The 26,826-nt window shown below is 43.2% G+C and carries 23 protein-coding genes and 1 tRNA gene; 5 read left to right on the top strand and 19 right to left on the bottom strand.

The window, feature by feature from the left end; translation table 11 throughout:
* Positions 1-199 precede the first annotated feature (199 nt).
* The gene (locus EI162_RS04790) at positions 200-1,318 is read right to left on the bottom strand and encodes an endonuclease/exonuclease/phosphatase family protein (protein WP_192523287.1); all 1,119 of its coding nucleotides are present in this window, start codon (positions 1,316-1,318) and stop codon (positions 200-202) included.
* A 417-nt stretch (positions 1,319-1,735) separates the two neighbouring features.
* Between EI162_RS04790 and asd the strand changes: the two genes are divergently transcribed.
* The gene (gene asd, locus EI162_RS04795) at positions 1,736-2,860 is read left to right on the top strand and encodes an aspartate-semialdehyde dehydrogenase (protein ID WP_225735231.1); all 1,125 of its coding nucleotides are present in this window, start codon (positions 1,736-1,738) and stop codon (positions 2,858-2,860) included.
* Between the two features lie 172 nt (positions 2,861-3,032).
* Positions 3,033-4,184 (top strand): tRNA guanosine(34) transglycosylase Tgt, encoded by a 1,152-nt coding sequence (gene tgt / locus EI162_RS04800; protein ID WP_192523289.1) that lies wholly within the window; start codon positions 3,033-3,035, stop codon positions 4,182-4,184.
* 246 nt (positions 4,185-4,430) lie between these two features.
* On the opposite strand, the gene EI162_RS04805 is transcribed toward tgt, so the two are convergent.
* From EI162_RS04805 to rimO, 12 genes are all read right to left on the bottom strand, one after another.
* The gene (locus EI162_RS04805; RefSeq protein ID WP_192523290.1) at positions 4,431-5,783 is read right to left on the bottom strand and encodes a sodium-dependent transporter; all 1,353 of its coding nucleotides are present in this window, start codon (positions 5,781-5,783) and stop codon (positions 4,431-4,433) included.
* Between the two features lie 280 nt (positions 5,784-6,063).
* Positions 6,064-6,843 carry an acyl-ACP--UDP-N-acetylglucosamine O-acyltransferase gene (lpxA, locus tag EI162_RS04810; RefSeq protein WP_192523291.1) on the bottom strand — a complete coding sequence of 260 codons (780 nt, stop codon included), beginning with the start codon at positions 6,841-6,843 and terminating at the stop codon, positions 6,064-6,066.
* Between the two features lie 348 nt (positions 6,844-7,191).
* The gene (fabZ, locus tag EI162_RS04815) at positions 7,192-7,701 is read right to left on the bottom strand and encodes a 3-hydroxyacyl-ACP dehydratase FabZ (protein ID WP_192523292.1); all 510 of its coding nucleotides are present in this window, start codon (positions 7,699-7,701) and stop codon (positions 7,192-7,194) included.
* A gap of 61 nt (positions 7,702-7,762) precedes the next feature.
* On the bottom strand, positions 7,763-8,779 hold the full coding sequence (gene lpxD, locus EI162_RS04820) for a UDP-3-O-(3-hydroxymyristoyl)glucosamine N-acyltransferase (protein ID WP_192523293.1): 1,017 nt from the start codon (positions 8,777-8,779) through the stop codon (positions 7,763-7,765).
* A gap of 154 nt (positions 8,780-8,933) precedes the next feature.
* Complete coding sequence (gene bamA / locus EI162_RS04825; protein ID WP_192523294.1) at positions 8,934-11,357, bottom strand: outer membrane protein assembly factor BamA; 2,424 nt, start codon at positions 11,355-11,357, stop codon at positions 8,934-8,936.
* 261 nt (positions 11,358-11,618) lie between these two features.
* Positions 11,619-12,995, bottom strand: a complete 1,377-nt coding sequence (gene rseP / locus EI162_RS04830) for an RIP metalloprotease RseP (protein WP_192523295.1) — start codon at positions 12,993-12,995, stop codon at positions 11,619-11,621.
* 68 nt (positions 12,996-13,063) lie between these two features.
* Positions 13,064-14,272, bottom strand: coding sequence for a 1-deoxy-D-xylulose-5-phosphate reductoisomerase (ispC, locus tag EI162_RS04835; RefSeq protein ID WP_192523296.1), 1,209 nt, complete (start codon positions 14,270-14,272; stop codon positions 13,064-13,066).
* A 289-nt stretch (positions 14,273-14,561) separates the two neighbouring features.
* On the bottom strand, positions 14,562-15,371 hold the full coding sequence (locus tag EI162_RS04840; protein WP_192523297.1) for a phosphatidate cytidylyltransferase: 810 nt from the start codon (positions 15,369-15,371) through the stop codon (positions 14,562-14,564).
* Between the two features lie 144 nt (positions 15,372-15,515).
* Positions 15,516-16,280: a polyprenyl diphosphate synthase gene (gene uppS / locus EI162_RS04845; protein ID WP_192523298.1), complete on the bottom strand. Its 765-nt coding sequence runs from the start codon at positions 16,278-16,280 to the stop codon at positions 15,516-15,518.
* Between the two features lie 221 nt (positions 16,281-16,501).
* Complete coding sequence (gene frr / locus EI162_RS04850) at positions 16,502-17,056, bottom strand: ribosome recycling factor (RefSeq protein ID WP_192523299.1); 555 nt, start codon at positions 17,054-17,056, stop codon at positions 16,502-16,504.
* Between the two features lie 108 nt (positions 17,057-17,164).
* A complete protein-coding gene (gene pyrH, locus EI162_RS04855) occupies positions 17,165-17,890 on the bottom strand; it encodes a UMP kinase (RefSeq protein ID WP_192523300.1) in 726 nt (241 codons plus the stop codon).
* Positions 17,891-18,074: 184 nt separating this feature from the next.
* Positions 18,075-19,658, bottom strand: a complete 1,584-nt coding sequence (gene rimO / locus EI162_RS04860) for a 30S ribosomal protein S12 methylthiotransferase RimO (protein ID WP_192523301.1) — start codon at positions 19,656-19,658, stop codon at positions 18,075-18,077.
* 416 nt (positions 19,659-20,074) lie between these two features.
* On the opposite strand from rimO, the gene EI162_RS04865 reads away from it, so the two are divergent.
* Positions 20,075-20,159 (top strand) — tRNA-Leu (locus EI162_RS04865).
* 175 nt (positions 20,160-20,334) lie between these two features.
* Positions 20,335-20,847 carry a hypothetical protein gene (locus EI162_RS04870; protein ID WP_192523302.1) on the top strand — a complete coding sequence of 171 codons (513 nt, stop codon included), beginning with the start codon at positions 20,335-20,337 and terminating at the stop codon, positions 20,845-20,847.
* A gap of 6 nt (positions 20,848-20,853) precedes the next feature.
* On the opposite strand, the gene EI162_RS04875 is transcribed toward EI162_RS04870, so the two are convergent.
* Entirely contained in the window at positions 20,854-21,909 is a 1,056-nt protein-coding gene (locus tag EI162_RS04875) for a serine/threonine-protein kinase (protein WP_192523303.1), read from the bottom strand.
* 189 nt (positions 21,910-22,098) lie between these two features.
* Between EI162_RS04875 and EI162_RS04880 the strand changes: the two genes are divergently transcribed.
* Positions 22,099-23,076 carry an ATP-binding protein gene (locus EI162_RS04880; protein ID WP_192523304.1) on the top strand — a complete coding sequence of 326 codons (978 nt, stop codon included), beginning with the start codon at positions 22,099-22,101 and terminating at the stop codon, positions 23,074-23,076.
* Positions 23,077-23,112: 36 nt separating this feature from the next.
* Here the strand turns inward: EI162_RS04880 and EI162_RS04885 are convergent, their stop codons facing one another.
* The 5 genes from EI162_RS04885 to EI162_RS04905 all read right to left on the bottom strand — a co-directional run.
* Positions 23,113-24,258, bottom strand: a complete 1,146-nt coding sequence (locus EI162_RS04885; protein WP_192523305.1) for a ribonuclease Z — start codon at positions 24,256-24,258, stop codon at positions 23,113-23,115.
* Positions 24,259-24,286: 28 nt separating this feature from the next.
* Positions 24,287-24,532, bottom strand: a complete 246-nt coding sequence (locus EI162_RS04890) for a hypothetical protein (RefSeq protein ID WP_192523306.1) — start codon at positions 24,530-24,532, stop codon at positions 24,287-24,289.
* Between the two features lie 93 nt (positions 24,533-24,625).
* Positions 24,626-25,294: a glutathione S-transferase gene (locus EI162_RS04895; RefSeq protein ID WP_192523307.1), complete on the bottom strand. Its 669-nt coding sequence runs from the start codon at positions 25,292-25,294 to the stop codon at positions 24,626-24,628.
* 299 nt (positions 25,295-25,593) lie between these two features.
* Entirely contained in the window at positions 25,594-26,430 is an 837-nt protein-coding gene (locus tag EI162_RS04900; RefSeq protein ID WP_225736905.1) for an EamA family transporter RarD, read from the bottom strand.
* A gap of 55 nt (positions 26,431-26,485) precedes the next feature.
* Positions 26,486-26,826: IS30 family transposase (locus EI162_RS04905; RefSeq protein WP_192523308.1), on the bottom strand; the 341-nt coding region annotated here is incomplete at its 5' end.

Consider the following 26,826-nt stretch of genomic DNA (forward strand, 5'->3'; position numbering starts at 1 on the left):
AACAGTAACGTATAAGACAGCGGGCTGACCTGTACTTTTATTGATACTGCCTCAACACTGCATCCTTGCATATCCTTGTGTTGATGGTTGTATTATAGGGTAATCAGTTTAATGCAACTAGAGGCTAAAGACCTTATTTAACGTAAGCATATGCTTACGTCTTAATGCAAGAATTTATCTCCGTACAGATACTCCAACCTCACTGTGCCTCTACGTGCTCTTTTGAGACTTTTTCGCCTTCTTTCTTACCTTCTTCGATTTTATTATTAGTCTCTTTAATATCTTCTGCTTCCGCATTGGGGCCGTTTTGCTCTTGCTGACTGGTCTTTTCTGGTTCATATTGCAGCGTTGTCATAACAGGAAAGTGATCGGAGCCAATAGAAGGCAGACGCTTAATATCCACGACAGTGAAGCAAGTACTATGGAAAATATGATCCAATGCCCAACGTAAAAATGGATAATTCACATGAAAAGTATTGATAAAATGCCGACCAATACGAGGGTCTAATAATCCTGAAATACGCTGAAAACGACGGGTTGTCTTGGACCACGCCACATCATTGAGATCACCGGCCAGTATCGCTGTTTGATTGTTTTCTTTTATGTGTTTGCCAACCATCAGCAGTTCGGCATCACGGGTGGTTGATTTGTCCGCCTCAGTTGGGCTCGGTGGCATGGGGTGCAAACAGTACAACCAAATCACCTGACCACTTCGCAGGCGCAACTGCGTATGGATAGAAGGTATATCATCGATCATTAAGTACTTAACTTTAGGGTCTATCAACTCAAGCTTAGAATATAAGTGCATACCATATAAATTATCCAGCGGGACTTTGACAGTATAGGGATAATCAGGGTCGACTTGCTGTAGGGCTTTTTCCCATTTTTTATCACTTTCTAGCGTAATCAAAATATCAGGTTGTTTTTGCTTCACCAAGTCGACCAATTTTTGGGTTTCTTCATTCGGCGTTAGTACGTTTGAGACCATAATTTTTAACTGTTTTTCCTGTGCATCTGGCAACTCTTTTGCCTTTTGCACTTCTTTTTTCCATAATCTGGTATAAGGCAAAACCATTCTAAGCTGAAATGCCAACGTAATACTTAAGACGATAAATAAGCACCACTGCCCTAGTTGCCACTCTGACCCAAACATCACCATACCAACCCAAGCAATCACACCAAGCACCATTATTTGAATGCGTGGAAACTCAACGCCGCGCACCCACCAATTATCGAGCGGTATCCAACCCCAAATCGTCACCAATGCGATGAATCCTGCTAGCCACTGAATGCCGTAATATAATAGTGAGAGATCCATAGTCTGTATTAACCGTCTATTAAGGTGATCATGCATGTTTTAACATTTTATGTACTTTAGCATTTCACGCGATTATCGCCTACTGATGCGCTATGATTATGCACTCACTACTATAAAACATTACAATTTTGACTCATTAGTAATAACCATTACTACTCGCTACCTTCGCTCACTGCCAAATATCATTTATTTTGGCAATGGTTAAAATGTGATAAAGCTATGTGCGTTAAAAAAGCTAATATAAAGTAATGTTTATCTTTTAATTAATAACTTAAAGTTATAATAAGCACAATTAATAGTGTATAAAAAATAATGAAAAGTCGCCAAAATGCCTTGCTTTTTATGTTTTTTCACGGCATTGTTATTGGTTGGCAAGGCAACAATTTATTGTAAAAAGGATTAAGTTTCATGAGTAATTTGACAGTAGGCTTGGTAGGCTGGCGCGGCATGGTTGGGTCAGTATTGATACAACGCATGATTGAAGAAAAAGACTTCGATGGCATTACGCCCGTGTTTTTTTCGACCAGCAACGCAGGTGGTGATGCGCCAAGCTTTGACGGTATTCAGACCAGCCAATTAAAGGATGCTCATGATATTGATGCGCTAGCAGCTTGCGATGTGATTATTACCTGCCAAGGTGGTGACTATACCTCAAAAGTTCATCAACCACTACGCGATAGTGGTTGGCATGGTTACTGGATTGACGCAGCAAGTACATTGCGAATGGAAGATGACAGCATCATCACGCTTGATCCAGTCAATCGTACCGTCATTGATAGCGCCCTAGCCAACGGCAAAAAAGACTTTATTGGTGGTAACTGCACCGTGTCACTGATGTTAATGGCCATCGGCGAGCTGTTCAATAGAGGCTGGGTAGAATGGGTCAGCGCCATGACTTATCAAGCAGCTAGTGGCTCTGGCGCTAATAATATGCGTGAGTTAATCAACGGCATGGGCGTGCTGCATGATGCCGTTAAAGACGAGCTGGCTAACCCTGCAAGTGCTATTCTTGAAATCGATAAAAAAATTGCCCAAACCCAACGCTCAGACAATTTCCCTAAGCAATACTTTGGCGTACCATTGGCAGGTAGCTTAATTCCTTACATCGACTCGCAGTTAGAAAACAAACAGTCACGTGAAGAATGGAAAGGCGGCGTAGAAACTAACAAAATCCTTGGTAATAACGCCGAAAACAACATAGCTATTGATGGTATGTGCGTCCGCGTTGGCGCGATGCGCTGTCATGCACAAGGCTTGACCATCAAGCTTAAAAAAGATATTCCATTAGAGGAAATCGAAGCCGCGCTTAAAAACAGCGGCAATCAATGGTTAGATGTGGTCGAAGACGACAAGGAAGCGACCATGAATCGCTTAACGCCAGTAGCAGTAACAGGTACTTTAACAGTGGCAATAGGTCGTCTACGTAAGCTCAATATGGGTCCTGAGTACCTAGGCGCGTTTACCGTTGGTGATCAACTGTTATGGGGAGCCGCAGAGCCATTGCGCCGTATGCTGAACATCATTCGCGAGCAAAACAGCTAAATCAGTTATCTTGAAATTGAACAAAAAAAAGACAGCGATTGCTGTCTTTTTTTTGGTTATAGCAATATCATGTTAAACGGTTATATTGATGACCACGAAACATCCATGTCCAAAAAATGGCGAATAATGCTATAATTAGCACCATTTTCATAGCTTACATAGCGGTTATAATATGCAATTTGTCTTACATAAAACAGCCAGTGGCGTCACGCGTGCGCGCCGGGGTACGGTTCATCTCAATCATGGCGATGTGCAAACACCTGCATTTATGCCTGTGGGTACTTACGGTACGGTCAAAGGCATGCTACCACGTGATATCGAAGCCATTGGTGCGGATATTATTCTTGGCAATACCTTTCATCTATGGCTACGCCCAGGCACTGATGTGATTGATAAATTCGGTGGCTTGCATAAATTTATGCATTGGGACAAGCCGATTTTGACCGATTCTGGCGGTTTCCAAGTATTCAGTTTGGGTGCCATGCGTAAAATCACTGAAGAGGGCGTTAACTTCAAATCTCCTATTGATGGTGCCAAGGTTTTCTTATCACCAGAAAAATCAATGCAGATTCAGTATAGCTTAAACTCTGACATCGTCATGCAGTTCGATGAATGCACCCCTTATCCAGCGACTCATGATGAAGCCAAAAAATCTCTAGAGCTGTCATTACGTTGGGGACAGCGCTGCGTCGATGAACATAAAAGACTGGGCAGCACCAACGCCCTATTTGGTATCATTCAAGGTAGTATGTATGCCGATTTGCGCCAGCAGTCACTCGAAGGTTTGCTCAATATTGGCTTTGATGGTTATGCCATCGGCGGCCTGTCTGTTGGCGAACCAAAAGAAGAGATGATGGACGTCCTAGACTATATCGCCGATGATATGCCAGCCGACAAGCCGCGCTATTTGATGGGCGTTGGTAAGCCTGAAGACCTTGTGGAAGGCGTACGCCGCGGCGTTGATATGTTTGATTGTGTCATGCCGACTCGCAACGCGCGTAATGGTCATTACTTCGTCACCGGTGACACGGACAATGCAGGTATAGTACGCATCCGTAATAGCCAGTACCGTAACGATGAAGGCCCACTGGACCCTGAATGTGATTGCTATACTTGCCAAAACTTTAGCCGTGCTTATCTTTATCATTTAAACAAATGCAAAGAGATGCTAGGTGCGCAATTAGCGACTATTCATAATCTACGCTACTATCAGCGTTTGATGCACGGGATTAGAGACGCCATCGAACAAGACAGCTTTGATGAATTTGTGACTGAGTTTTATAATAAACGCGGACAGACGGTTCCTGAGCTGAATTTACGCTAATTACCATTTTTCTTAATACCGATTATAAAGTATAAAAAAAGGCCTAAGAGTTATCTTAGGCCTTTTTTTATTCACTACATATTGACGCTTATAGTAGATTCATTTTAAAAACGATACAGTGCTATTGGCTATAAATTTTTGCAGCCTCTGTCACGCCTGCGAACAGCAAGCAAGAAAAGATTATAGCAATAGTACATTATTATCATCGTATTCCTTTCATTTTTAACTGATTATACCAATAAGCTATTAGCCCATTAGTGTTGCAATAAATACTGCAATGATCGCTATTGGGGCGACAAACTTAGCAATGATTTGCCATACCTGCCAAGTAGTACCAGATAAATTAAGCTCCTGTTGGATACTACGTTGATCCATTCTCCAAGCAAAGAAGATAATACCTGCAAGACCAGTCAATGGTAATAAGAACTTACTGGTCACCTTATCTAACGCATCAAAGATACCATTACCCATGATGGTAAAGTCAGACCATAGGTTAAATGATAATAATGCCGCGATACCAAGGAGCCAAATAACGGTACTGGCAACGATGGTCGATACCGTACGGCTCATTGGCGTACGCTCTTCTAGGAACTCAACCGTTGGCTCAAGTAACGAGATTGATGACGTAATTGCTGCAAAAGTAATGAGTAAGAAGAACAGCGTACCAATAATGGTACCTCCCGTCATACTACCAAAGGCAATCGGTAAGCTGACGAAAATAAGACCTGGACCTGAAGAAGGGTCAAGACCATTACTAAAGATAATCGGGAAAATGGCTAAACCAGCGGCCAGTGCAATCACCGTATCTAAAATGACAACGGTACGCGCTGTTTTTAGTAGATTAACTTCACGGCCTAGATATGAGCCGTAAGCAACCATGATACCCATACCGATGGATAGTGTGAAGAAAGCATGACCTAGAGCGGCTAACATGACCTCCCCAGTTAGTTTGCTCAAATCAGGAGCGAATAGATAAGTCACTGCCTCACCAAAACCACCATTCACCACGTTATAGCCAACGATGACGAATAAAATAAGACCTAATAGTGGCATTAAAATTTTAGCAGTGGTTTCGATACCGCGAGTCACACCAACACCGACAATCAGCGCAGTGACTATCATAAACACCGTATGCCAAATCGTTAGCGTACCAGCTGAAGCCAACATAGCATCAAAGGTAGCACCAACCGCATCACCATCCTGACCAGAAAAACTACCAGCCCCTGTTTTGGTGATATAGTTAAGTGCCCAACCACCGATCACACTATAGAAGGATAGAATGAGAAAACCACCTAGAATACCTGTCGCGCCCACAATTCCCCAGCTAGGTGATTTACCTTCACTAACAGCAACGTCTGTAAAACTATTGACAGGGTTTTTTTGCCCGCGGCGACCGATTAGCCATTCAGCCACTACTACCGGAAAACCAACCAATGCAATACAAAATAAATAAGCAATAACAAAAGCAGAACCACCGCTCTCACCAACCATATAAGGAAATTTCCAAATATTTCCTAAGCCAACTGCAGACCCTACTGCTGCCAGTATGAAGCCAAAACTAGAGCTCCACTGTGCATGTTCTTGTTTATTGGTAGCCATTCTAACGTCCTCATGCTTTTCTTAATATCGCTCATAATCATCCATGATTATTATAAATAGCGATTAATAATTTTTAACTACTTCATCGACATATCAATGTGACGCGTCCAGCAATATCAAGAAAGAAAAGTTTACAATATCGTAAACGCTCAGTTTCTGCTAAGCCACCAAAAAAGTCAAGTACTGATAAATATAAAAAGCCATAACTATAAGTTATGGCTTTTTATATTTATCAGTACTCGATATGTGTTGTCTTCTTAAGAACATACACTCATATTTTTTAGCGCACCACGCCGCGCTTACTGTTTTGTAGGGAGTCAATGAGCATTTGAATTTTGGGTTCTTTATACAGCAGATCTTCTTGTAATATAATAAGTGCTTGTGTGGTGGTCATTCCAGATCTAAAAATTGTGCGGTATGCCTGACGTAACACGTCAATAGTTTCTTTTGACCAGTCCTTACGGCGCATCCCTTCGATATTAAGGCCATGAGTGGTTGCAGGATTACCAGACACCATCGTAAAGGCGGCCACATCCTTTAATATCAAGCTAGCGCCACCTATCAAACTATAATCATCAACCGTACAAAACTGGTGAATACCAGAATTACCACCGATAATGGTATGATTGCCAATAGTCACATGCCCTGCGACGCCAACATTATTGGCCAGTACATTATGATCACCAATCACACAATCATGAGCCACATGAGTATTGACCATCAGCAGATTATGGCTACCAATCTTGGTCAATCCATCATCTTGTGCCGTACCACGGTGTAAGCTACAAGCTTCGCGAATGGTATTATGGTCTCCAATCTCAAGCCACGTACGCTCACCCGCATATTTCAAATCTTGACAATCCTCACCGATACTGGAGAATTGATAAAACTGATTGTGTTTACCAATTCGCGTCAGCTTGGTGACGACCACGTGCCGATGCAAAACCGTGTGCGCGCCAATAGATACCTCATCGCCGACGATACAGTACGGACCAATAATGGCAGTATCATCAATCTGAGCGGACGGTGAGATGAGTGCCGTTGGATGGATCTGACTCATAATGTGGGCCCTTGTATCATCTGATGCGAATAAATGGTAAAACGAATTCTGCCAGTTTAGTGTTATAAGCAAAACGAAAACCAATGTTGCTTTTATATACGCCAATCTCAACTTATCGTAGGCCTTTGATTTTTATAGAATTTAAAATTTTAATTGTTTTAACTGAAATTTTAAAAACTAAGTAAACCAATACCTTAGAAAAATAAGTTGAGAGTGGGGTTTTATATATCATTATAATGCTTATCGTCAGTTTGAAAGTGACGCTTTAAACACTATAAGCTCTGAAAATTCCAGCTTTTACATATTCTGGACAGGCTTTTTATCAAAAACAGTTAGCACACTATCAGACTACTGCTCTTGACGGGCAATCATAATCTGAGCACTAGCAGCAAGTTCATCTTCGACATGTACCGTACAATCAAATTTATAAATACCACGCTTTTGCATCACGGTTTTGGCACGAATAATCAGTTGATCACCCGGAATGACTCGACGCTTAAAACGAACCTTATCAACCCCTGCAAACAGGTACAAATAGCCATCTTCTGCCGTTAACCCTGCACTGATAAACCCCAGCACGCCCGAGACCTGCGCCATCGACTCGACCATCAACACTCCTGGCATAATAGGCTGATCAGGAAAATGACCATTAAAAAATTCTTCATTAATAGTCACGTTTTTGATACCAGTAATGCATTCACCAGGCGTACAGCCGATAATCTTGTCCACTAACATAAAAGGATAGCGATGTGGCAAGTAGTGCTTTAAAGTATCGTAAGTTAATGGCAGCGTAAGACCTTGTGCGGCCAAGCTTTTAACGTCTTCATCCGTCGAAATATCTATATCAATGCTGCTCATAATATCGCTTCCTTGCTGTGTTATAAATCTTTAAAACTGGTTCTTTACTAATGACGACACACTAACCACGACCAAGCTGACGGAAGCGTACGGCTGCACGTCGCCAGTTGGCCGTTGGCATTGCAACCGTTCCAGAAGAGTACGAACCAGAATTTTTAATGGATTTGGTCACCATAGACATCCCAGACAGAGTAACATCATCAGTGATGTCAATATGACCGGTGATACCGACCGCGCCGCCAATGATACAGCGCTTACCTATGCTAGTGCTGCCAGCGATCCCCGTTTGAGCAGCGATTGCTGTGCCATCACCGATACGCACGTTATGAGCGACTTGTACTAAATTATCAATAATAACATGGTTACCAATCAGCGTATCATCAATAGCACCGCGATCAATACAGGTATGACTACCAATACGCACATGATCGCCGATGATGACGCGACCTAACTGGGCGATACGCTCCCAGCCTGTAACACTAGGATTGCTGGTGGGAGCAAAACCAAAACCTTCCGCACCCACACTCACCCCTGCATGCAGTCTCACGTGATTACCGATGATACAATCATGCCCGATGACCACTTGTGATTTGATAATACAATCATGGCCGATCTTAGTATTTGCTTCGATCACTACATGGGCATCAAGTGAGCTACGCGCGCCAATTTGCACATTATCGCCAATCACACAGAAAGCGCCGACGGTCACTTGCTCACCGATGACAGCACTATCGGCAATCACCGCACTAGGATGGATTGCATTGGCAGGTGACTCATGAGCAAACAGCTGACTGGCGCTAGCGTAGGCTAAGTAAGGGCTTGCTACGACAAGCGCTAGTGCTGTCGCTGGCACTTGGTCACGATACTCTGCGGTGACCAGTACGGCCCCTGCCCGACTGTTTGCTAAACTAGAAACATAGTGTGGATCTGCCAAAAAGCTCAACTGCTTGCTGTCAGCAGTGGTCAGACTACCCACGCTACTAAATTTTTGACGTGACTGTTCAGCGTTGATTTCAGCCTTATTAGTAATAGGCTGACGCTGCTCAATCCGAGTGATAAGTTGCTCAATCGTTATCATAGTTGCTATTAATGTTTTTGTGAATATTATTATGAATAAGGCGGTCGTCAAACTGAGGATTCAGCTTGACGACCTGTTAAAATCTAACTGCTTTTTTAATCTGGAAAAATCCCTAATTAAAAACAGTTATATAAGGTTAAAAGCCATTGTTAACTTAGAAGGTGTTACCAATCTGGAACTGAACTTTTTCAGTTTCATCGCCTTCTTTATCACCAATAGGGACGGCATAACTCAGTGAAATCGGACCAATTGGCGTATACCAAGTTACCCCAGCACCAGCACTAAAACGCATACTATTATCTTGCGTTAATAATGGCACGCCTGTATCGGTGCCATCGTTAGGATTGATAAAGTTACGATCTTCTTTATCCGTGGTATCAAATACCTGACCGCCTTCAGCGAATAATACTGGACGTACTTGGTCTGCCCAATCGCCTTTGAATGGCATTGGCAAGATTAGCTCACTACCGAAGCTAACGAGCGCATTACCACCAATTTCTTCATCTTTATAGCGCAAATCATCATTGATGGCATCATAATATGTCTGAGATTTGGGTCCTAGCGTTGACGCTTCATAACCACGTACCGAGCCATAACCACCGGCATAGAAGTTTTCATAGAACGGTAAATCATTACCATAACCGAGCTTGGTATAACCGCGTGCGACCCAATCTTTATAAATAGGATAGTAGATATTGCCGCGATAAACGAGTTTTTGATAGCTGGCATCACCCAGACCAATCGTTGCATCGACCGTATGACTCATACCTTTGCTTGGAAATACGGGACGATCTAAAGTACTGTAGTCCCAACCAAATAACAGGTTGTAGGTTTGATAGTCGTTTTTAAAGCCTGTGCGTCCAGTCGCTTCACCTTCATCATTGACAAAACTTTCAAACGACCCACCGTCATCAATAATTTGTTGAACGTTTGACACACCTAGGAAACGGCCACCGCGCACTGAGGTTTTGTCAACATTAAGACCGGCACTAACGCGTTTGGTTTCATCAACTGGATAACTATAGTTTAGCGTAGCGCCATAAGCATCCGTCACATAGTTACTAACGTTTCTATCGTCGTACTTGGTTTCACGATAATAAGCGCTAATGCCTTGCGATACACCATTTTCAGTGAAGTACGGATCGGTATAGCCCAAGCTATAAGAATCACGCGTTTCTGAACGTGATAACGCTGCTTTGACACGGTTACCCGTACCCATAAAGTTGTTTTGCGTGAGATCTAACTGGAACGTTACACCGCCACTTTGTGAGTAACCAGCGGCAATCGTTGAGCTACCAGATGGCTGTTCTTCAACCGTATAGTTTACGTCCACTTGGTCGGGCTGGTTCGGCACTGGTTTCACATCAACATTGACGCCTTTAAAGAAACCAGTTCGCATCAGGCGCGTACGTGACAGTTGTATCTTATCGCTAGATGCCAGTGCGCCTTCTAATTGACGCATTTCGCGGCGCAGTACTTCATCTTGTGTTTTGATATTACCGGTAAAATTGATACGGCGAACATAAATAGGACGTGCAGGATCGATAAAATAGTCAATCTCGACCATTTTGGTATCATCATTGATACGCGGTACTGGTCTTATCTCTGCTAAGTAATAACCTTCATTGCCATAACGACTCTTCAATGCTGCCGTGGTTTCATCTAACTTGGCTTGTGAGTACTTTTCGTTAGGCGCAAAGGTGACCAGCTCTTTTAACTCATTATCATCAAAAGTCGGCTTGCCTAAAAAATTCACTTCGCCAAACTGATAACGCTCGCCTTCGCTAAGACTGACTTCGATAAACACACTGCTCTTATCTTCGCTAATATTGAGCACCGCATTATCAACGGCAAAACGTACATAACCGTCATTTTGGTATAGTGCTTTTAGGTTTTCTAAACTGGCGGCCAGCTTTTCTTTGGCATAACGATCAGACTTAGAGAGTAGACGTGTCCATGAGGATTCTTTGACCGCAAAGACATCTTTAATTTCTTCATCACTAAAGTGTTTGTTGCCGATGATGTTGATATCAACTACCTTGGCAGGCTTACCTTCGATAAAGCGCACATCAAGCTTAACCCGATTGCCATCAAGGACGGTTTGCTCTACTTCGATATTACTGTTGTAATAGCCCTGACTGATATACTGCTGCTGTAGCTCGTTGGCTACGCCCTGTAACGTGGCTTGTTTTAGCACATCACCAACTGACAAACCAGCGTTGTCGAGCCCCTGCTCAAGCCCTTCTTTAGGGATGAGCTTATTGCCCTCAAAGTTTACTTCGGCAATGGTTGGACGTTCGACGACATCAAACCGTAGTTTACCGCCTTCGACACGACTTTGAATATCAGCAAAGTTTTCAGTCGCATACAGCGCCTTAATACTGGCCGCCAAACTACTATCATTCACCGTATCCCCTACCGAAACAGGCAGAACCGGATAGAGGCTATCGGGGGTTAGGCGTTGCAGGCCGTTGAAACCGATGTCAGTGACTACAAATTCTGCAGCCTGTACCGGCATGCTCATCATCGCTACAACTAACGGCAACCCAGCCGCGCTCATAAATAAAGGCGTACGCATAAATACTATCCGTCAATAAAAAACTGCTTAAGTTAAGTTGAAAAGCACATATTGTCTCGACCATATCGCGTAAAGTCATAAACTACGCGCGGGAAACTCAGAACACTTTATATAAAATGCATCACAAAATAAACTAAAAATTACGATTAGTACAGAGGCCATGATACAAAGTAGCCCATCTATCATGGTAATGATCAGCGCATGATGGGCGCAAAACCATTAGTATCTCGTGCCTTATCGGCCATATTATCTATTATTTACTCAAAAAAGCCGACTGATATCATTACCAATTGCTAACACCATGAAACCTGCCAGCAAGAGTAAACCGATATTTAACCCAATCATTTGCACCCCTTCTGAGAGTGGCTTACCGCGAATCAGCTCAATAAGATAATATACTATATGACCACCATCTAATACCGGAATGGGCAAAAGATTTAGTACAGCAAGGCTCAAACTAATCAACGCTGCCGTCGATAGCACCATTTGCCAACTGATATCAAAACTTTGCTTAGCAACTTTAGCAATGGTAATCGGGCCGGACAAATTGTCCAAACCAATCATGCCTGACAGCATCTTGCCCATCGAGCTGACGGTCATGACTGCCAACTGTTCGGTCTTCTCAAACGACTTGACCAGCGACTCGCCAGGACCATAAACCACCGTCGTCTTGTATTCATCCGGAATAACAATTTCAGACTGTGCCACCATAGCACCAATTTGTCCATAATCGTTACCCAAATTGTCTTTTTTACCTTGCGGCATAATCTGTAATTGCACAGATTTATCATCACGCAATACCGTAAAATCAAGCAGCGTTTCAGGGCTATCGCGGATAATACGCGTGGCACTAATCCAATCTTTGATTTCTTTGCCATTAATGGCAGTAATCCGGTCACCAACTTTTAAACCTTGACGACTGGCGGCGCCCTCAGGGGTTAAATCACCGATTATCGGTTCAATATTCGGCTGCCACGGTATCATGCCAAAACTGGTTAATGCATCTTTACCTTGTGCTGTACCTTGCATAAACTCTGTGACAGGTGCTTGGTAGGTTTTAGTCGAACTATTGGTTTGTGCGTTTGACTGCAGCGTGACACTGACATTATCTGTCTCACCCATACGCCCAGCGAGACGATAGTTGATACCTTCCCAAGTCTGTACGTCATGACCATCAATGGCAATAATTTTATCGCCAACAGGCAACTGTGCCATCGCGGCAGGGGTATCAGGCAATACTTGCCCAATATTGGTCGCTAACTGTTCTGACGGGGTCATGAACAACACCCAAAATAGCACAATCGCAATCACAAAGTTCATGATCGGGCCAGCCGCGACGATCGCTATTTTCTTGAGCGGATGCTGACGATTGAACGCCAAGTGTTGCTCATCTTTTGCGACTTCGCCTTCACGCTCATCGAGCATTTTGACATAACCACCCAGTGGTAAGGCGGAAAGTCGATAGTCAATGCCACTTTTTTTACTGGTCCAACCAAACATTTTAGGACCAAAGCCAATAGAATACGTCAGTACTTTAACGCCGCAAAGACGCGCCACAATGTAATGACCCCACTCGTGCAAAGCAATGAGCGGCCCTAAGACAAATATTGCCGCAAGCAGCGTTAATAAAAATGTCATGATTGTCTCTCAGTATTTTTCTTAACAGCTTTTATCAATGAACTGGTTCTCAATATTATTAAGAGCTATTACGCTAATTTTGCTACAAGCTTGTCAGTAAGATGGCGTGCTATTTTATCAATCGCTAGAATATCTTCTATATCAGCAGTGTCACTTAACGGTGGTAGCTGTATATCATTTAAGGCTTGCTCATTAATATCAGCAATATCAGTCAGGCGAATATGACCTTCTAAAAATGCAGAAACGGCAATCTCATTGGCTGCATTTAATACAATCGTCGCTTGCGTGCCCGCTTGCATCGCTTGCCGAGCAAGGCTTAAGCAGGCAAATTTTTGCAGATCTGGTTCAACAAATTCCAAAGCACTTAGCGCAAATAAATCTAATGGCTGTGAGCCACTATCGATACGATTGGGGTAGCTGAGCGCATGGGCAATGGGGGTTTTCATATCTGGACTGCCCAGCTGCGCTAAAAAGCTACCATCGCTATATTCTACCATTGAGTGAATGATACTTTGCGGATGAATAACCACATTTATTTTATTTTCAGGCAAGTCAAATAAATGACACGCTTCTATCAGCTCAAGCCCTTTATTCATCATCGTTGCCGAGTCGACTGATATTTTTTGTCCCATCGACCAGTTTGGGTGTTTGACCGCTTCAGTGACACTCGCTTGCTGCATCTGTGCAAATGATTTTTGCAAAAATGGTCCACCAGACGCGGTCAACCACAGCTTGCGTACGCCATGGCTTAGCTCATGAATTTGACTGTGGTCTTGTTGAATAGAGAACGGCAAACACTGAAAAATAGCGTTGTGCTCAGAGTCGAGCGGTAGCAAGGTAGCATGATGCGTTTTGACCGCATTAATCATCACTTTCCCTGCCATCACCAGGGCTTCTTTATTGGCCAGTAGAATACGCTTACCTGCACGCGCTGCTGCTAAGGTAGAAGGCAGCCCTGCCGCGCCCACAATAGCGGCAACGACCGTATCAGTTTGCGAGTCAGTGGCAATATCTACCAACCCTTCTGCGCCGCCTACCACATCGATATCCAGACCAGCCGCACCAAGGCGCTGGGCAAAATCATCGACCGCTGCTGTCGGTACACTGACGCGTTTGGGTAAAAACTGTTTGCAAAGCGCCAGTAACTTATCTAAATGCTGGTAGCCTGATAAAGCATAAACTTCGTAGTGCTGTGGTTGTGCCGCTAGAATTGCTAACGTGCTATCGCCAATCGAACCTGTCGCGCCTAGTACGGCGATACGTTGCGTCATAACCATCGGTGCCTTACCTATGAATGGTACTGTAAAAAACAGCACTCGTATAAAAAACTAAAGAAAAAAGTAAGAGTAAGCCGCAAAAAACATAAAAGCCATTGCTACTATAAATACTATTATATAAAAAAATAAGCGATCTTACCCTTATAGCTTTATCTTGTAGAGGCTAAATAAGGCTATTACCTATTTTGCCTCTATGAAAGACTGAAAAAAAATTTGCGTGCTGTGCTTACATCGACAGAGGCGGAAAAACCGCCATCCGCCTCGCTATAAAATCTTTACAGCGAACGGACTACACCACGATCAAACCTAGCTGCTGTATCGCCCAAAACCCAAGCGCAAATATCGGTGTGGCAGATAATAGCGAGTCGATACGATCAAGCACTCCGCCATGACCCGGTAAAATGGTTCCTGAATCTTTGACATCGGCGCGGCGTTTAAGCATTGACTCAAACAAATCACCAAGAACAGATGCTAAAATCGTTATTGCGGATAACGCCACAAAAGCAATAAGTGGCACGCCAGTTAACTGTAATTTAAAGACACTGATTGCAATCACTACCAGCAAACCTGTGACGAGCCCACCCGCCAGTCCCTCCATACTCTTATTAGGTGAGACATTGGGTGCCATCTTGCGGCGACCAAGCTTGCGACCCACAAAATAAGCGCCACTATCCGCGCACCAGACTAATAAGAACACATAGAGCAACCACCATGCTGACAGTTGCCACAAATAAAACATAGCGGTAATAGAGGCGGTTAATATCACAGCGCCCATCAATGCCAGCTTCTTGCCATACCAATTAGTATGCGTGGGGAAAACTCTGACCCAAGACAAGGCCATTAGCCATATAGCCAGTGAAGCCACCCACCAAAACAGCCAAGTGACTTTAAATATGAGCGATACTAAGGTCAGCACCAAGACCAGTACTACAAATAAAACAGGCTGGCGCCACTTCGGCATCAGCTTGGTCCATTCATGAGCAGCGATAATCACCCCAACCGCTAACAGCGGCGCAAATAAAATAGGGGTTTGGCTCGCAAACATTGCAATACCAACGATAATAACGAGAACAATTGCCGTCTTAATTCGTTGCCACATACTTATTGAGCCTTATTAATAATGAAAAATGCCTGATTAAAAACGCATTATAGCAGTTAATCTACAATAGCCCACTAACAGTGCGTATTCGTGAACGTTCAATATAGCCAATTAAGACGGTTTATTGTGTCACCAGCAAGTTTCTTAATGCATTTTCTGCTCTGTCACTACCTGTTCGCTGGTTTTGCCAAAGCGGCGTTGTCGTCGGGCGAATTCTGCCACCATCGCTGCTAACTCATCCGCTGCAAAGTTTGGCCACAGTGTTTGGGTAAAAAATAGCTCGGCATACGCCGATTGCCACAATAAAAAGTTAGAAAGACGATATTCGCCACCTGTACGTATTAGCATATCCACTTCGGGCGCATCCGCCAATTGCACATACTTACTGAGGCTCTGTTTATCGATATCTTCCACTGATAGCTGGCCTAGCTGCACTTGCTGTGCCAGCTGCTTTGCGGCATGGGCGATATCCCATTGGCCGCCATAACTGATCGCAATGACCAATGTCATGGCTTCAAAATTTGCCGTTTTTGCTTCAGCGTCTGCCATTAATGCCTGCAAATCATCGCTCAGCTGACTGCGATCACCAATGAAACGCAGACGAATACGGTGCTTCTGCATACGAGGCATTTGCTCATGAATGGTTAAGCTTAATAGGTGCATCAATAACGCCACCTCATTTGGTGGGCGTTGCCAGTTTTCACTAGAAAAGGCAAATACCGTTAAGACTTCAATTCCGACCCTAACACAGTATTCGACAATCGGGTCTAGCGCATCTTTGCCTGCCACATGCCCTTGACCAGCACCCAGTTCATTGGCTTTACCATAGCGATTATTGCCATCCATGATGATAGCAATATGACGGGGAAGAATAGCAGAAATCGAAGCGGTTGACGTTGACGGGGACATAGGCGAACTTGCTTATTGTTGAGGTGAGATAATAATAACGCGTGCGATAGCGGTTAAAAAGGACAATACAGACAATTCATAAACTTATCACAATTCAGTCATTTGACCTTGACCATATTATGACAGCAATCTACACAAAACTAAGCAGCCGGTGCATTGGCTGCTTAGTTTTGGCGGTATTACCAATATTTTGTCGGTCTAAATGACAAAAAAACTGATGTTTATACTTCCATTAAATCGCTTTCTTTTTTACTTAAGCGGCTATCAATGGTCTCAATAAACTTATCGGTAATTTTTTGAATATCATCACTGGCACGGCGCTCATCATCTTCTGATATTTCTTTTTCTTTTGCCAAGTCTTTAATATCGTTCATCATATCACGGCGAATATTACGAATAGAAACACGGCTGTTTTCTGCCTCGCCACGTGCCAATTTTTGCATATCTTTTCGGGTTTCTTCTGTCAACGCTGGCATCGGCACACGAATCACATCAGCTGACATTGGGTTCAGACCCAAATCTGCTTCGCGAATCGCTTTATCAATCGCTTGTACCATGGTGCGGTCAAACGGCTGCACAAGTAAGGTACGCGAGTCTTCAACGTTGACGCTGGCTACTTGGTTTAGTGGGGTATCAGAACCGTAGTAGCTGACCATCACGCCTGACAACATACCTGGATGCGCTCGCCCAGTACGGACTTTACTAAAAGTACTCTCAAGCGCTTCTAAGGTTTTTTGCATGCGCGCTTCGCCGTCTTGCTTAATCTCTTTAATCATTAGGTATCCTTATTTATCGCTGTCGACAAATCATTCATTGTTAATTATATAGGTATTCATTATTGGTTGTTTATTCAGCCACATTCAGGGCTGACGTAGCAATAAAAATTAATGATAAACGCGTGTGCCTTCATTTTCGCCCATAATCACATTCAATAAGGCGTTAGGCTTGGTCATATCAAAAACTTGTAACGGTACATTGTGCTCACGGCATAGCGCAATAGCGGTTAAATCCATGACCCCGAGCTTCTGCTCTAATACCTCATCAAAGGTCAAACCATCATATTTGACCGCATCAGCATGTAGGCTTGGGTCTTTATCATAGACACCATCAACTTTGGTGGCTTTTAAGATTAAGCCCGCTTCGATTTCGATACCGCGTAAGCAAGCAGCCGTATCAGTGGTAAAGAAAGGATTGCCTGTACCAGCGACAAAGATACACACTTCGCCGTTTTTAAGATAACGAATCGCATTACGGCTGCTATAGCTTTCAGTTACCTCACCAATGGGCAACGCTGACATCAAACGGGTTTTGATATTGCGACGCTCAAGGGCGTCACGCATTGCCAGACCATTCATAACAGTGGCTAGCATACCCATTTGATCGCCTGTGACGCGACCAACCAAGCCTTCTTTTTGTAGCTGAGCACCGCGATATAAGTTACCGCCGCCGACGACGATACCGACTTGTACACCAAGTCCGCGTAAATGAGCAATAGACAAACTCATTTTATCGAGTACTTCGGTATCAATACCCATGTCTTTGCCACCCGCTAAGGCTTCGCCAGAGAGTTTTAGCAAGATACGAGAATAACTTGGGTTTTTGTCAGACATGGGGTCACCTTGTTAGCATTAAATTATAATTAAAGTTATCGATAAAACACAAATAGAATTTGCCTTTGGATTCGCCTACAGCGTCATACTCAGTGGTAGGCATGTAAAAAGGCTAAATTGCGCTAATTGTAGCAAAAACTGCCCGCTGTTGGGCAATTTTCACTTGAGATAATAGGTTTGCTTTTTAACCTTGATAACTAGCAAATAAGTCATATTCGCTAGCATCATCAATAGTAACCGTTAAGAATTGCCCTACTTTGACGTGGCCGTCAATCTCATCGACATAGACATGACCATCAATCTCAGGCGCGTCAGCGTAGCTACGACAAATAGCGATGCCTTCCTCACTATCAATTTCATCGACCAATACCATTAAGGTTTTGCCAATTTTTTCTTGTAGTTTTTGCGCAGAAATCTCTTGCTGTACGCTCATAAAACGCTCGTAGCGTTCTTGCTTGATATTTTCAGGCACAGGATTTGGCAAATCATTGGCGACCGCGCCTTCGACTTCCGAATAGGTAAAGGCACCAACGCGGTCAAGGCCTGCTTCGACTAACCAGTCAAGCAAGACTTGAAAGTCTTCTTCGGTCTCACCAGGGAAGCCAACGACAAAGGTGGAGCGAATGACGATATCAGGACAAATCTCACGCCACGCCTTGATACGAGCTAGCGTGTTCTCGCTATGTGCTGGGCGTTTCATGGCTTTTAAGATGCGATGACTGGCATGTTGGAACGGAATATCCAAATAAGGTAACAGCTTCTTCTCGCCCATAAGCTCAACGACTTTATCCACATGCGGATACGGATAGACGTAATGCAGACGCACCCAAATACCCAAATCATTCAACGCTTTACACATATCATAAAACTTGGATTTGAGCGGCATACCATTCCAAAAGCTGGTCTTGTACTTTAAATCCAAACCATACGCAGAAGTGTCTTGCGAGATAATAAGTAACTCTTTCACCCCCGCCTTTTTGAGCGCCAGTGCTTCATTCATGACACTATCAATCGGACGCGATACTAAATCACCGCGTAGGCTTGGAATAATGCAGAAAGTACAGCGATGGTTACAACCTTCAGATATTTTTAGATAGGCATAATGACTGGGCGTTAATTTAATGCCCGCTTCATTAATCAAATCAATTTTAGGATTATAGTCTTTGTCCTGTGCCTTATTGGGGCGCGGCACATGCTGTGAAACTGCGGTAATCACTTCATCATAAGCATGAGCACCAGTCACAGCTAGCACCGCTGGATGCATGGTACGGATTTTTTCCGCTTCTTTACCCAAGCAACCCGTTACGATGACTTTACCGTTTTTACTAATGGCCTCACCGATGGCATCGAGCGACTCTTGTACTGCTGACTCAATAAAGCCGCAAGTATTAACCACGACTAGGTCTGCGCCATCATAATCACTGGCAACCTGATAGCCATCACGGCTCAATTCCGTAATAATACGCTCACTATCTACTAATGCTTTTGGGCAACCAAGCGATACAAAACCAATCTTAGGCGCTGTGTTGACGGGCGCATTTATAGTCGCTGAAGTAGTTGAAGTCACCTGACTACTTTGTTCGATACTACGGTTTTGATTGTGATTGGCTTTATGGTGGTAAGGGTCACTGCTATCTGTTGAGCGCTGCGCGGGCGTTGCTGTCGGCTTGGCAGGATTGAAGATAGTAGCAGTGTCCTTTGGGGTGTTAGGAACTGGCTGTGAGGTAGTAACAGTCGGATTAACGGACTCGGTAGAAGTTTTGGGCATGGCTGACCTTGCTAGAGATAAATTGGCTGTGCGCATTGTACGTTTTTTTTGTGATAATCACCAGTTTTGCCGCCCTATAGTGTTGATTTATGGTTAAATATTATATCGAGTATTCCTTTCTCCTAGGCATAGTCAATATTGATGCCTATATTAATGATATGCACACACACTTTGGCTAGGGCGTGTCATCATTTAGACATCTCTGCATCAGAGAACAAACGCAAATTCTTTTAATATCAATAATTTATAATTCTTAGTAAAAATAATCGCTAAAAAATTAAAATTAATTGCAAATAGGGGTTGCCAAATCATTCAAACTCTATATAATAGCCAACCACTGAGACGCACTACCGAATCAGTTAACTGTCTAGATAGCATTTGAGTTTCATTGCTGTTAATGATAGAGTAACGAAAATGGGGCTGTGGCGGAATTGGTAGACGCACCAGATTTAGGTTCTGGCGCCGCAAGGTGTGAGAGTTCGAGTCTCTCCAGCCCCACCATTTTCGGATAGTACATCTTAGACCAAATATCAAAACCTGCCTCTGAGCAGGTTTTTTTGTGTTTAAGGTTTATGTAAAACACTTATCCATAATAAACAGAGAAAGCTAAGACCTATATTATGGATAAAGGCCTGATAGCAATTATTAGAGGTATAAAAATGACTGGTTTAAAACGATGAATAAAGGATTTTGGTTAACGGTAGGTCTACTGCTGCTATTGACAGCCAGTCTTTTGGGTCTTCGCAACCTATATAAACCTGATAGTTCAGCTGACTTGGATACAAACTCGAATACCAAGATTATGATGAGCTTGGATAAATTTAGTGGCTTTCACCACGATGCAGAGATACTTTTAGAAAAGTTAACCGTTCTAAAAGCGGGTATAGAAAGCGCGATTGCTACCCAAGATACCAAACTATTAGCAAGCACTATCAGCAACACTTATAGAATCATAGATAATGTGAATGTTAATCGTCTGCCAACTATCGCACCTTTTGAGGTTTGCGATGAAACATTAGATACAATGAGCCGCTATGCTATTAGCGCTAAGAGTTATTACTCTGGTACTGACAACACCAATATAGATCAGATGAATGAATTAAGAGAGACTTTCAATATGAAATTTGCTCAGTGTCAAAGCATCGTTAATGATAAATCTGTGGAAGCACTCTATCAAGACTATCAGTAATACGCTTTATCTGCTTTGTAACAACGTTAAATCCCTCAAAACCTCCTCCATACTTCGATAGCGCGTCTCTAGCCATTTTGCCAATGCCTTATCGATAATGTGTTGATAGCGATCATATTCTGATGGCAATTTTGGCACAGGCTGTTGGCAATGTTGAATCGCCCAATCAAGCATTGGCTGACTACTTTGCGCTCTCACTCTAAACGGTCGCTTGCCCACTAATATCTCATACAGCATTATTCCAAACGCATAAATATCGCTCGATACCGTTGCACCCTGCCCTTGCCAACGCTCGGGCGCAAGATATGCTGGTGTGCCCGCAGGATTTGAATTACTAGCGCTATCAAAGCGTTGCGCTAAAGCAAAATCAGTTAACAACAAATCAGACGTTATTCTATTATAATTAGTGCCATCCGTTAAAGTCCGTTTGAGCAAAATATTACTGGGCTTAATATCATTATGTAACCAGCCTATCTTATGCAAACGACGAATAAGATAAGCAGCTTGCAAGATAAATTGATGTTTTTGTTGAGCGGTTAATAACAGATGCTTTTGAGCGCTTAACTGACTTGCCAAGCTGCCATTAAGATAATAGGGCATGACAAGTATAATCAGCTGCAAAGACGGCTCTAATATTTGAAGCGTGATATTTTCATAATCTAATAGCAGCGGTGCGATCAGATTATTTTGATGGTTCGATGAAGTATTTATAGATTTTAGAACATCCGCTTCGTCGGTTAAATCAGCCAACTTGTCTGAGTCTTGACTGGCACCACCTTTACTTACATTACTTAAAGCACTTAACTGCCATTTAATCATCACATTACCAAACTGTGGATGCTGCGCGCGTGTTAAACCTTGATAATTATTATTTTTAATATCATAGCTTTTAGCATTCTGATTTTGCTCCCTATTTTTTCCACTATTTTGCTGGCTAAGGCGTTGGTGGGCTAGCTCAGTATAATATCGTGCGGACAACGCTTGAGTAATGATTGGCAATAGCTGCTGAGCATGTGCCTGTAACGCTTGTATATTAGACAGATTACTGGCACTATTTTTCATGGTACTTTTCCCGATACTGTTTTTCATGGTACGGTGACACTGCTACCGCCCAATTTATACCATCTCCAAAAACCAGAATAACGCAAAAAACTGTGCAAGCACTACATCTATTAGGCTTAGCAGATTTAATAACGTTAATCATACTTTTTGGATTTAGTGTTAAACGCCACTTTAACGGTTAGAGTCATTATGTCGCAACTACCCAATTCATCATCTACACAGCCCAATCATTACGCCCTACCCGACCATGTATTAGACTTGCTCAGTCAATATTTACAAGAGCAAGTAACCCCCACTATTGATATTGACCCTGCACAACTGGCCTATCGCTGGGTCGGTGGTCATAACGGACACCTGCAACCATTGGCGGTCAATCTGTTTTTGAGTCTAGAGGACTTGCACGGTATCGAAACGCAAAAATCAAAACTGGTACAAAATACGCGGCAGTTTCTAAGAGGCTATCCAGCCAACCATGTACTAATGACAGGGACACGCGGCGCGGGTAAATCATCACTGATCCGCGCGCTACTACAAGCCTATCATAGCGAAGGTCTGCGCATTATTGAAATTGCTCGTGATGATCTACGGGTGCTTGATAAGATACGCGCTGCAATTAATGCGCTGCCAGCGGATTGTGGCTGCCATTATGTAGTGTACTGCGATGATTTGGCGTTTAATGGTCAGGACGAGAGCTATCGGACCCTAAAAAGTGTGTTGGATGGTTCACTTGATTCAGAACAAGATAAACTATTGGTCTATGCCACCAGTAACCGCCGCCATTTGTTGCCACAGTTTATGAAAGACAATATTAATATTTATAACGGTCAGACCGACGAGGTCAATCCTTATGAGACCGTTGATGAAACGGTATCACTATCTGACCGTTTCGGTTTATGGTTATCGTTTCATCCGATGGACCAAAGCACTTATTTACAAATAGTGCGCCACTATTTATCTATTCAGCCACAACAAACCTCAGATGCGACAAATAATCTTAACAATCATGACCTTGTTGCGGCAAACAATGACCCTCTACCTGATGATATTAGAGCAGCTGCATTACGCTGGGCATCGGAGCGTGGTGGGCGTTCTGGACGGGTAGCCTATCAGTTTAGCCGCTACTGGATAGGGCAATCAAAGCTTGCGGCTGAAGACAGTCAACCTTAGAGCTTAAGCTTCAACATGACTTTCAATTATTTTTAATCACTTTTTATCACCGCGTGCAGAGCCTAAATACTGTACGCGGTTGTTCGTTTGGCCATCACTATCTGTCACTGCACCATTAACCATATATTGGGCAAAGTCTTCTGCCAACCATAGATTTTCATTGTAGGCACTTTGCGCATCCAACCGAAGATGACCCATGTTTGGCGTGGGGCTTTTTGAGTTGTCAAAGCCTTGATAGCGGGCGCTAAAATGGGTCAAAATGAGGTTTTTGATTCCACTGTCTTGGGCAAACTTGCCAATCAATTGCGCACTACTATGCATCGGATCAAAGTCTGGGTTTTTGGCCTGAATTTTTAGTAAAACGTCATGGGTATAGGTGGCTTCATGCACCAGTAAGTCCGCATCAACTACCGCAGCACTTAGGCATTCTGGCGTATCATTATCTCCAGCGACCACTATCCTTGTACGTTGCACCTCATTATCGACATAGTCTGCCGAGCACAGCTGACGACCATCCTCTGTCACCACATCTGTACCTTGTTGTAACTTGCCCCACAGTACATTTGCTGGAACGCCCTCCGCTGCCAATTTATCGGTATTAAGTGTGCGACGGCTAATAGTTTGCGTGATGCCAAAACCATGAGAAGCAACCCGATGAGACAACGCTGTGATATCGATATCAAGCTGATGTTCGTCACTTAAATAGAGACTTATCTGGCTTTCATTATTTTTCTCAGATAGCACATCTTCTATAGCAATGAAATCAACCGCAAAAGGTAAGTGCAACTCGGTGGTCGAGATCACAGCATCGAGCAGCGTTGCAATCGATTTTGGCGCAATGAGGGTCAACGGCTTGCGGCGTCCCGACATTGCCGCGCTCGCTAGCAACCCTGGCAAACCATAACAATGGTCGCCATGGACATGAGTGATGCAGATAGCCGTTAATTGGTGTAGAGAGAGATGGGTATACAATAATTGCTGCTGAGTGCCTTCACCGCAATCAACCAATAGCCACGGACGCGTTTTTTTACTTGAGTTTTTATCTGATTTTTTATTCTGTTGCTTACTTTTTTGCGACGCACCCGATAAATAAGGATTCAAGCATTCAATCGCCAGCGCCGTCACATTGCGCTGTTTGGTTGGCACGCCTGCCGAGGTGCCCAAAAAAGTTAACTTTAGCATGGCCTACCTCTGCTGTTGATCAAACTCGCTATGATAATTGACATAGTAGCGTTCTTTGCCCTTCAACCATTTGTCCACCATTAGCAGTACATTCATTGACCATATTAGACTCATAAGACTTCCAGCCACCATAAAAGCTGGCTACACATAGAATAACCACCAGCAGTTTTTGTGACCAGGCCTTCACAGATACCTGCTGGTTATTTGTTCCTGCCGCGTTAATTTGAGGGTCTACATCGGTACTGCTATTATCTAGTTTATTCAGGTCTGTCATTTTTTATCCTAAAAAAGGTTTTGTCTAATTATAAACAAAACCTTCTATTTTAATATCAAATCGATTAGGGCGTGTTGGTTAAATACGCCTCATTTAGAATTTTACGCGTCCACCTTTTTTTTCTGCACGCTTAAAGGCATCGCGCTCTTCGCAGCGTTTGAGCCAATTTAAGATATTGGTATATTTACTGCTATCCAACCCTGGACCTGCGTTAGCGCCTATGACGGCGAGGTGCATCTGAATATCAGCCGCACTAAAGTCGCTACCTGCAAACCAATGATTGTCTTGCAGATGCTGCTCCATCATATTTAATATAGCTTCCAAGCTATTGCTAATCATGCTTTTTTCGACCTGACTTTGAATTTTTTTACTCACCGGCTTGATCAGCATGGGCGATTGCTCAACGACTTTTGTGAACACCAAACGCATGACCAGTGGCGGCATCAATGATGCTTCGGCGAAGTGCAACCAAAAGGTGTAGGCTTCCCACGCCGCTTCATTATCATCAGCAGGTTTGAATTGCTGCTGTTTATCATAGTGTTTGATTAAATACTCAATGATAAATCCTGACTCTATCAGTACCCGATCGTCCACCTCTAGCATGGGTGCATGACCGAGTGGATGTACTTTTTTTAAACTTTCAGGCGCACGATACGCTTTATTGCGCTCGTAGCACGTCAATTCATAATCGACGTTTAGCTCTTCTAACAGCCACAAAATACGAAACGAGCGTGAGTTTGCTAAATGATGAAGATGTAACATAAACCGTCTCAGTTATAGTTATACCAAACCCAAAAAGTACGATTAGCGGTGTCAAACTCGTTTAGTCTACAGCGCGTAGCACTTGCACTCGTTTTCCTTGCTACTCTAATTTTTGTGAATGGTATTAGTTATCGTGTAAATAAACAATGATATTATATATATGCTTCACTGCATTCTATTGAGCATGGCAGCACAGCCCTTGATAATAGCGTAATTAATGACCCTTTAATACAGAAGCTATGTAGAATAGTGGCGAAAAAATGTCTGCCAAGTCACACTATATGTTGTTGTCAAATATATTATTTTGAGTGCAACACCTCTATCTTTCGGCTCATTTTGTCTATTTTTTGCTGATACTTCTTAATTTTACGAAACCGATGCGCGGCTAACACGCCTTTGATACGGCGATTCTTTAGACGACGGCGCGGCGGAAAGCTACCCACTTGTGGCTCATTGTAACCATGCAAGCGGTCATCACGTTTACGTGCCAAGTAACCAAGCGCACTATCAGCAACAAAAATCATCAGCGCAACAAAAATCATGCCGTACATAAATAATGAGCCACCTTCATCGATATTTTGATGCAAGATAGTGATGGAAAATACAAACAAGAATATCGGCTCAAGGTAGCATAAAGTCCCAAACAATGAGACTGGCAGCTTTTGACTGGCAACCATCGTGAGTGACATCGCAGCAGCACTAATAATGCCCAATAAGGGCAAAAGATACCAAAACTTATCAGTGGCTATTGCTAGCTCAAAACCACCAGTCATATATAACGCAATCACCACCACCGGGGTTAGTAAAACCAAATCCGACACCAACCCAGTGATTGGGGGCACAGCCAGTTTGCGGCGCAATAGGTAATAAGGCGGATAACCCAAACAGACAAACAACGTCGCCCAAGAGATAGTCCCATATTGAAAGACATCATAAGCAATCCCTAAACCTGCACATATCGTGGCAATCCACTGCAATAAACTCATGTCTTCATTATAAAAAAAGCGACCAACCATAATCATAATCATGGGGTATAAAAAGTAACCCAACGTCACCTCGATACCCAAGCCATTGACCGGTGCCCACATAAACATCCAAATTTGTGCGCCCAAAATCGGCGTAGGCAATATAAACAACAACCATTCTTTTGGCGTCTTTAAGGTTTCTTAGATTAACATACCAAGTGCAACGCTAAATTATATTATAGAACACCTGATTGGGCGTTTTAAACCCTAAGCGTTTTCTTGGTCTGTTGTTTAGTTTATTCTCAATGTCCTGTATCTCATTATCAGAGACTTGTCTAAAGTCACAACCCTTAGGCAAGAACTCTCTGATTAAGCCGTTGGTATTCTCGTTGGTTCCTCGCTGCCATGACGCATAAGCATCGGCAAAGAAGAAAGCGCTAAAGAGCTTTTGTTTCACCTTCTTATGCTGAGCAAACTCTTTACCATTATCAGAGGTAATGGTCTTAACCTGCAACCTCACTGGCTTTAGGATACCTATCATTGCCTCTGATACTTGCTGTGCCGTTT

Source organism: Psychrobacter sp. FME6 (assembly GCF_014861365.1).
Taxonomy (GTDB): Bacteria; Pseudomonadota; Gammaproteobacteria; order Pseudomonadales; family Moraxellaceae; genus Psychrobacter.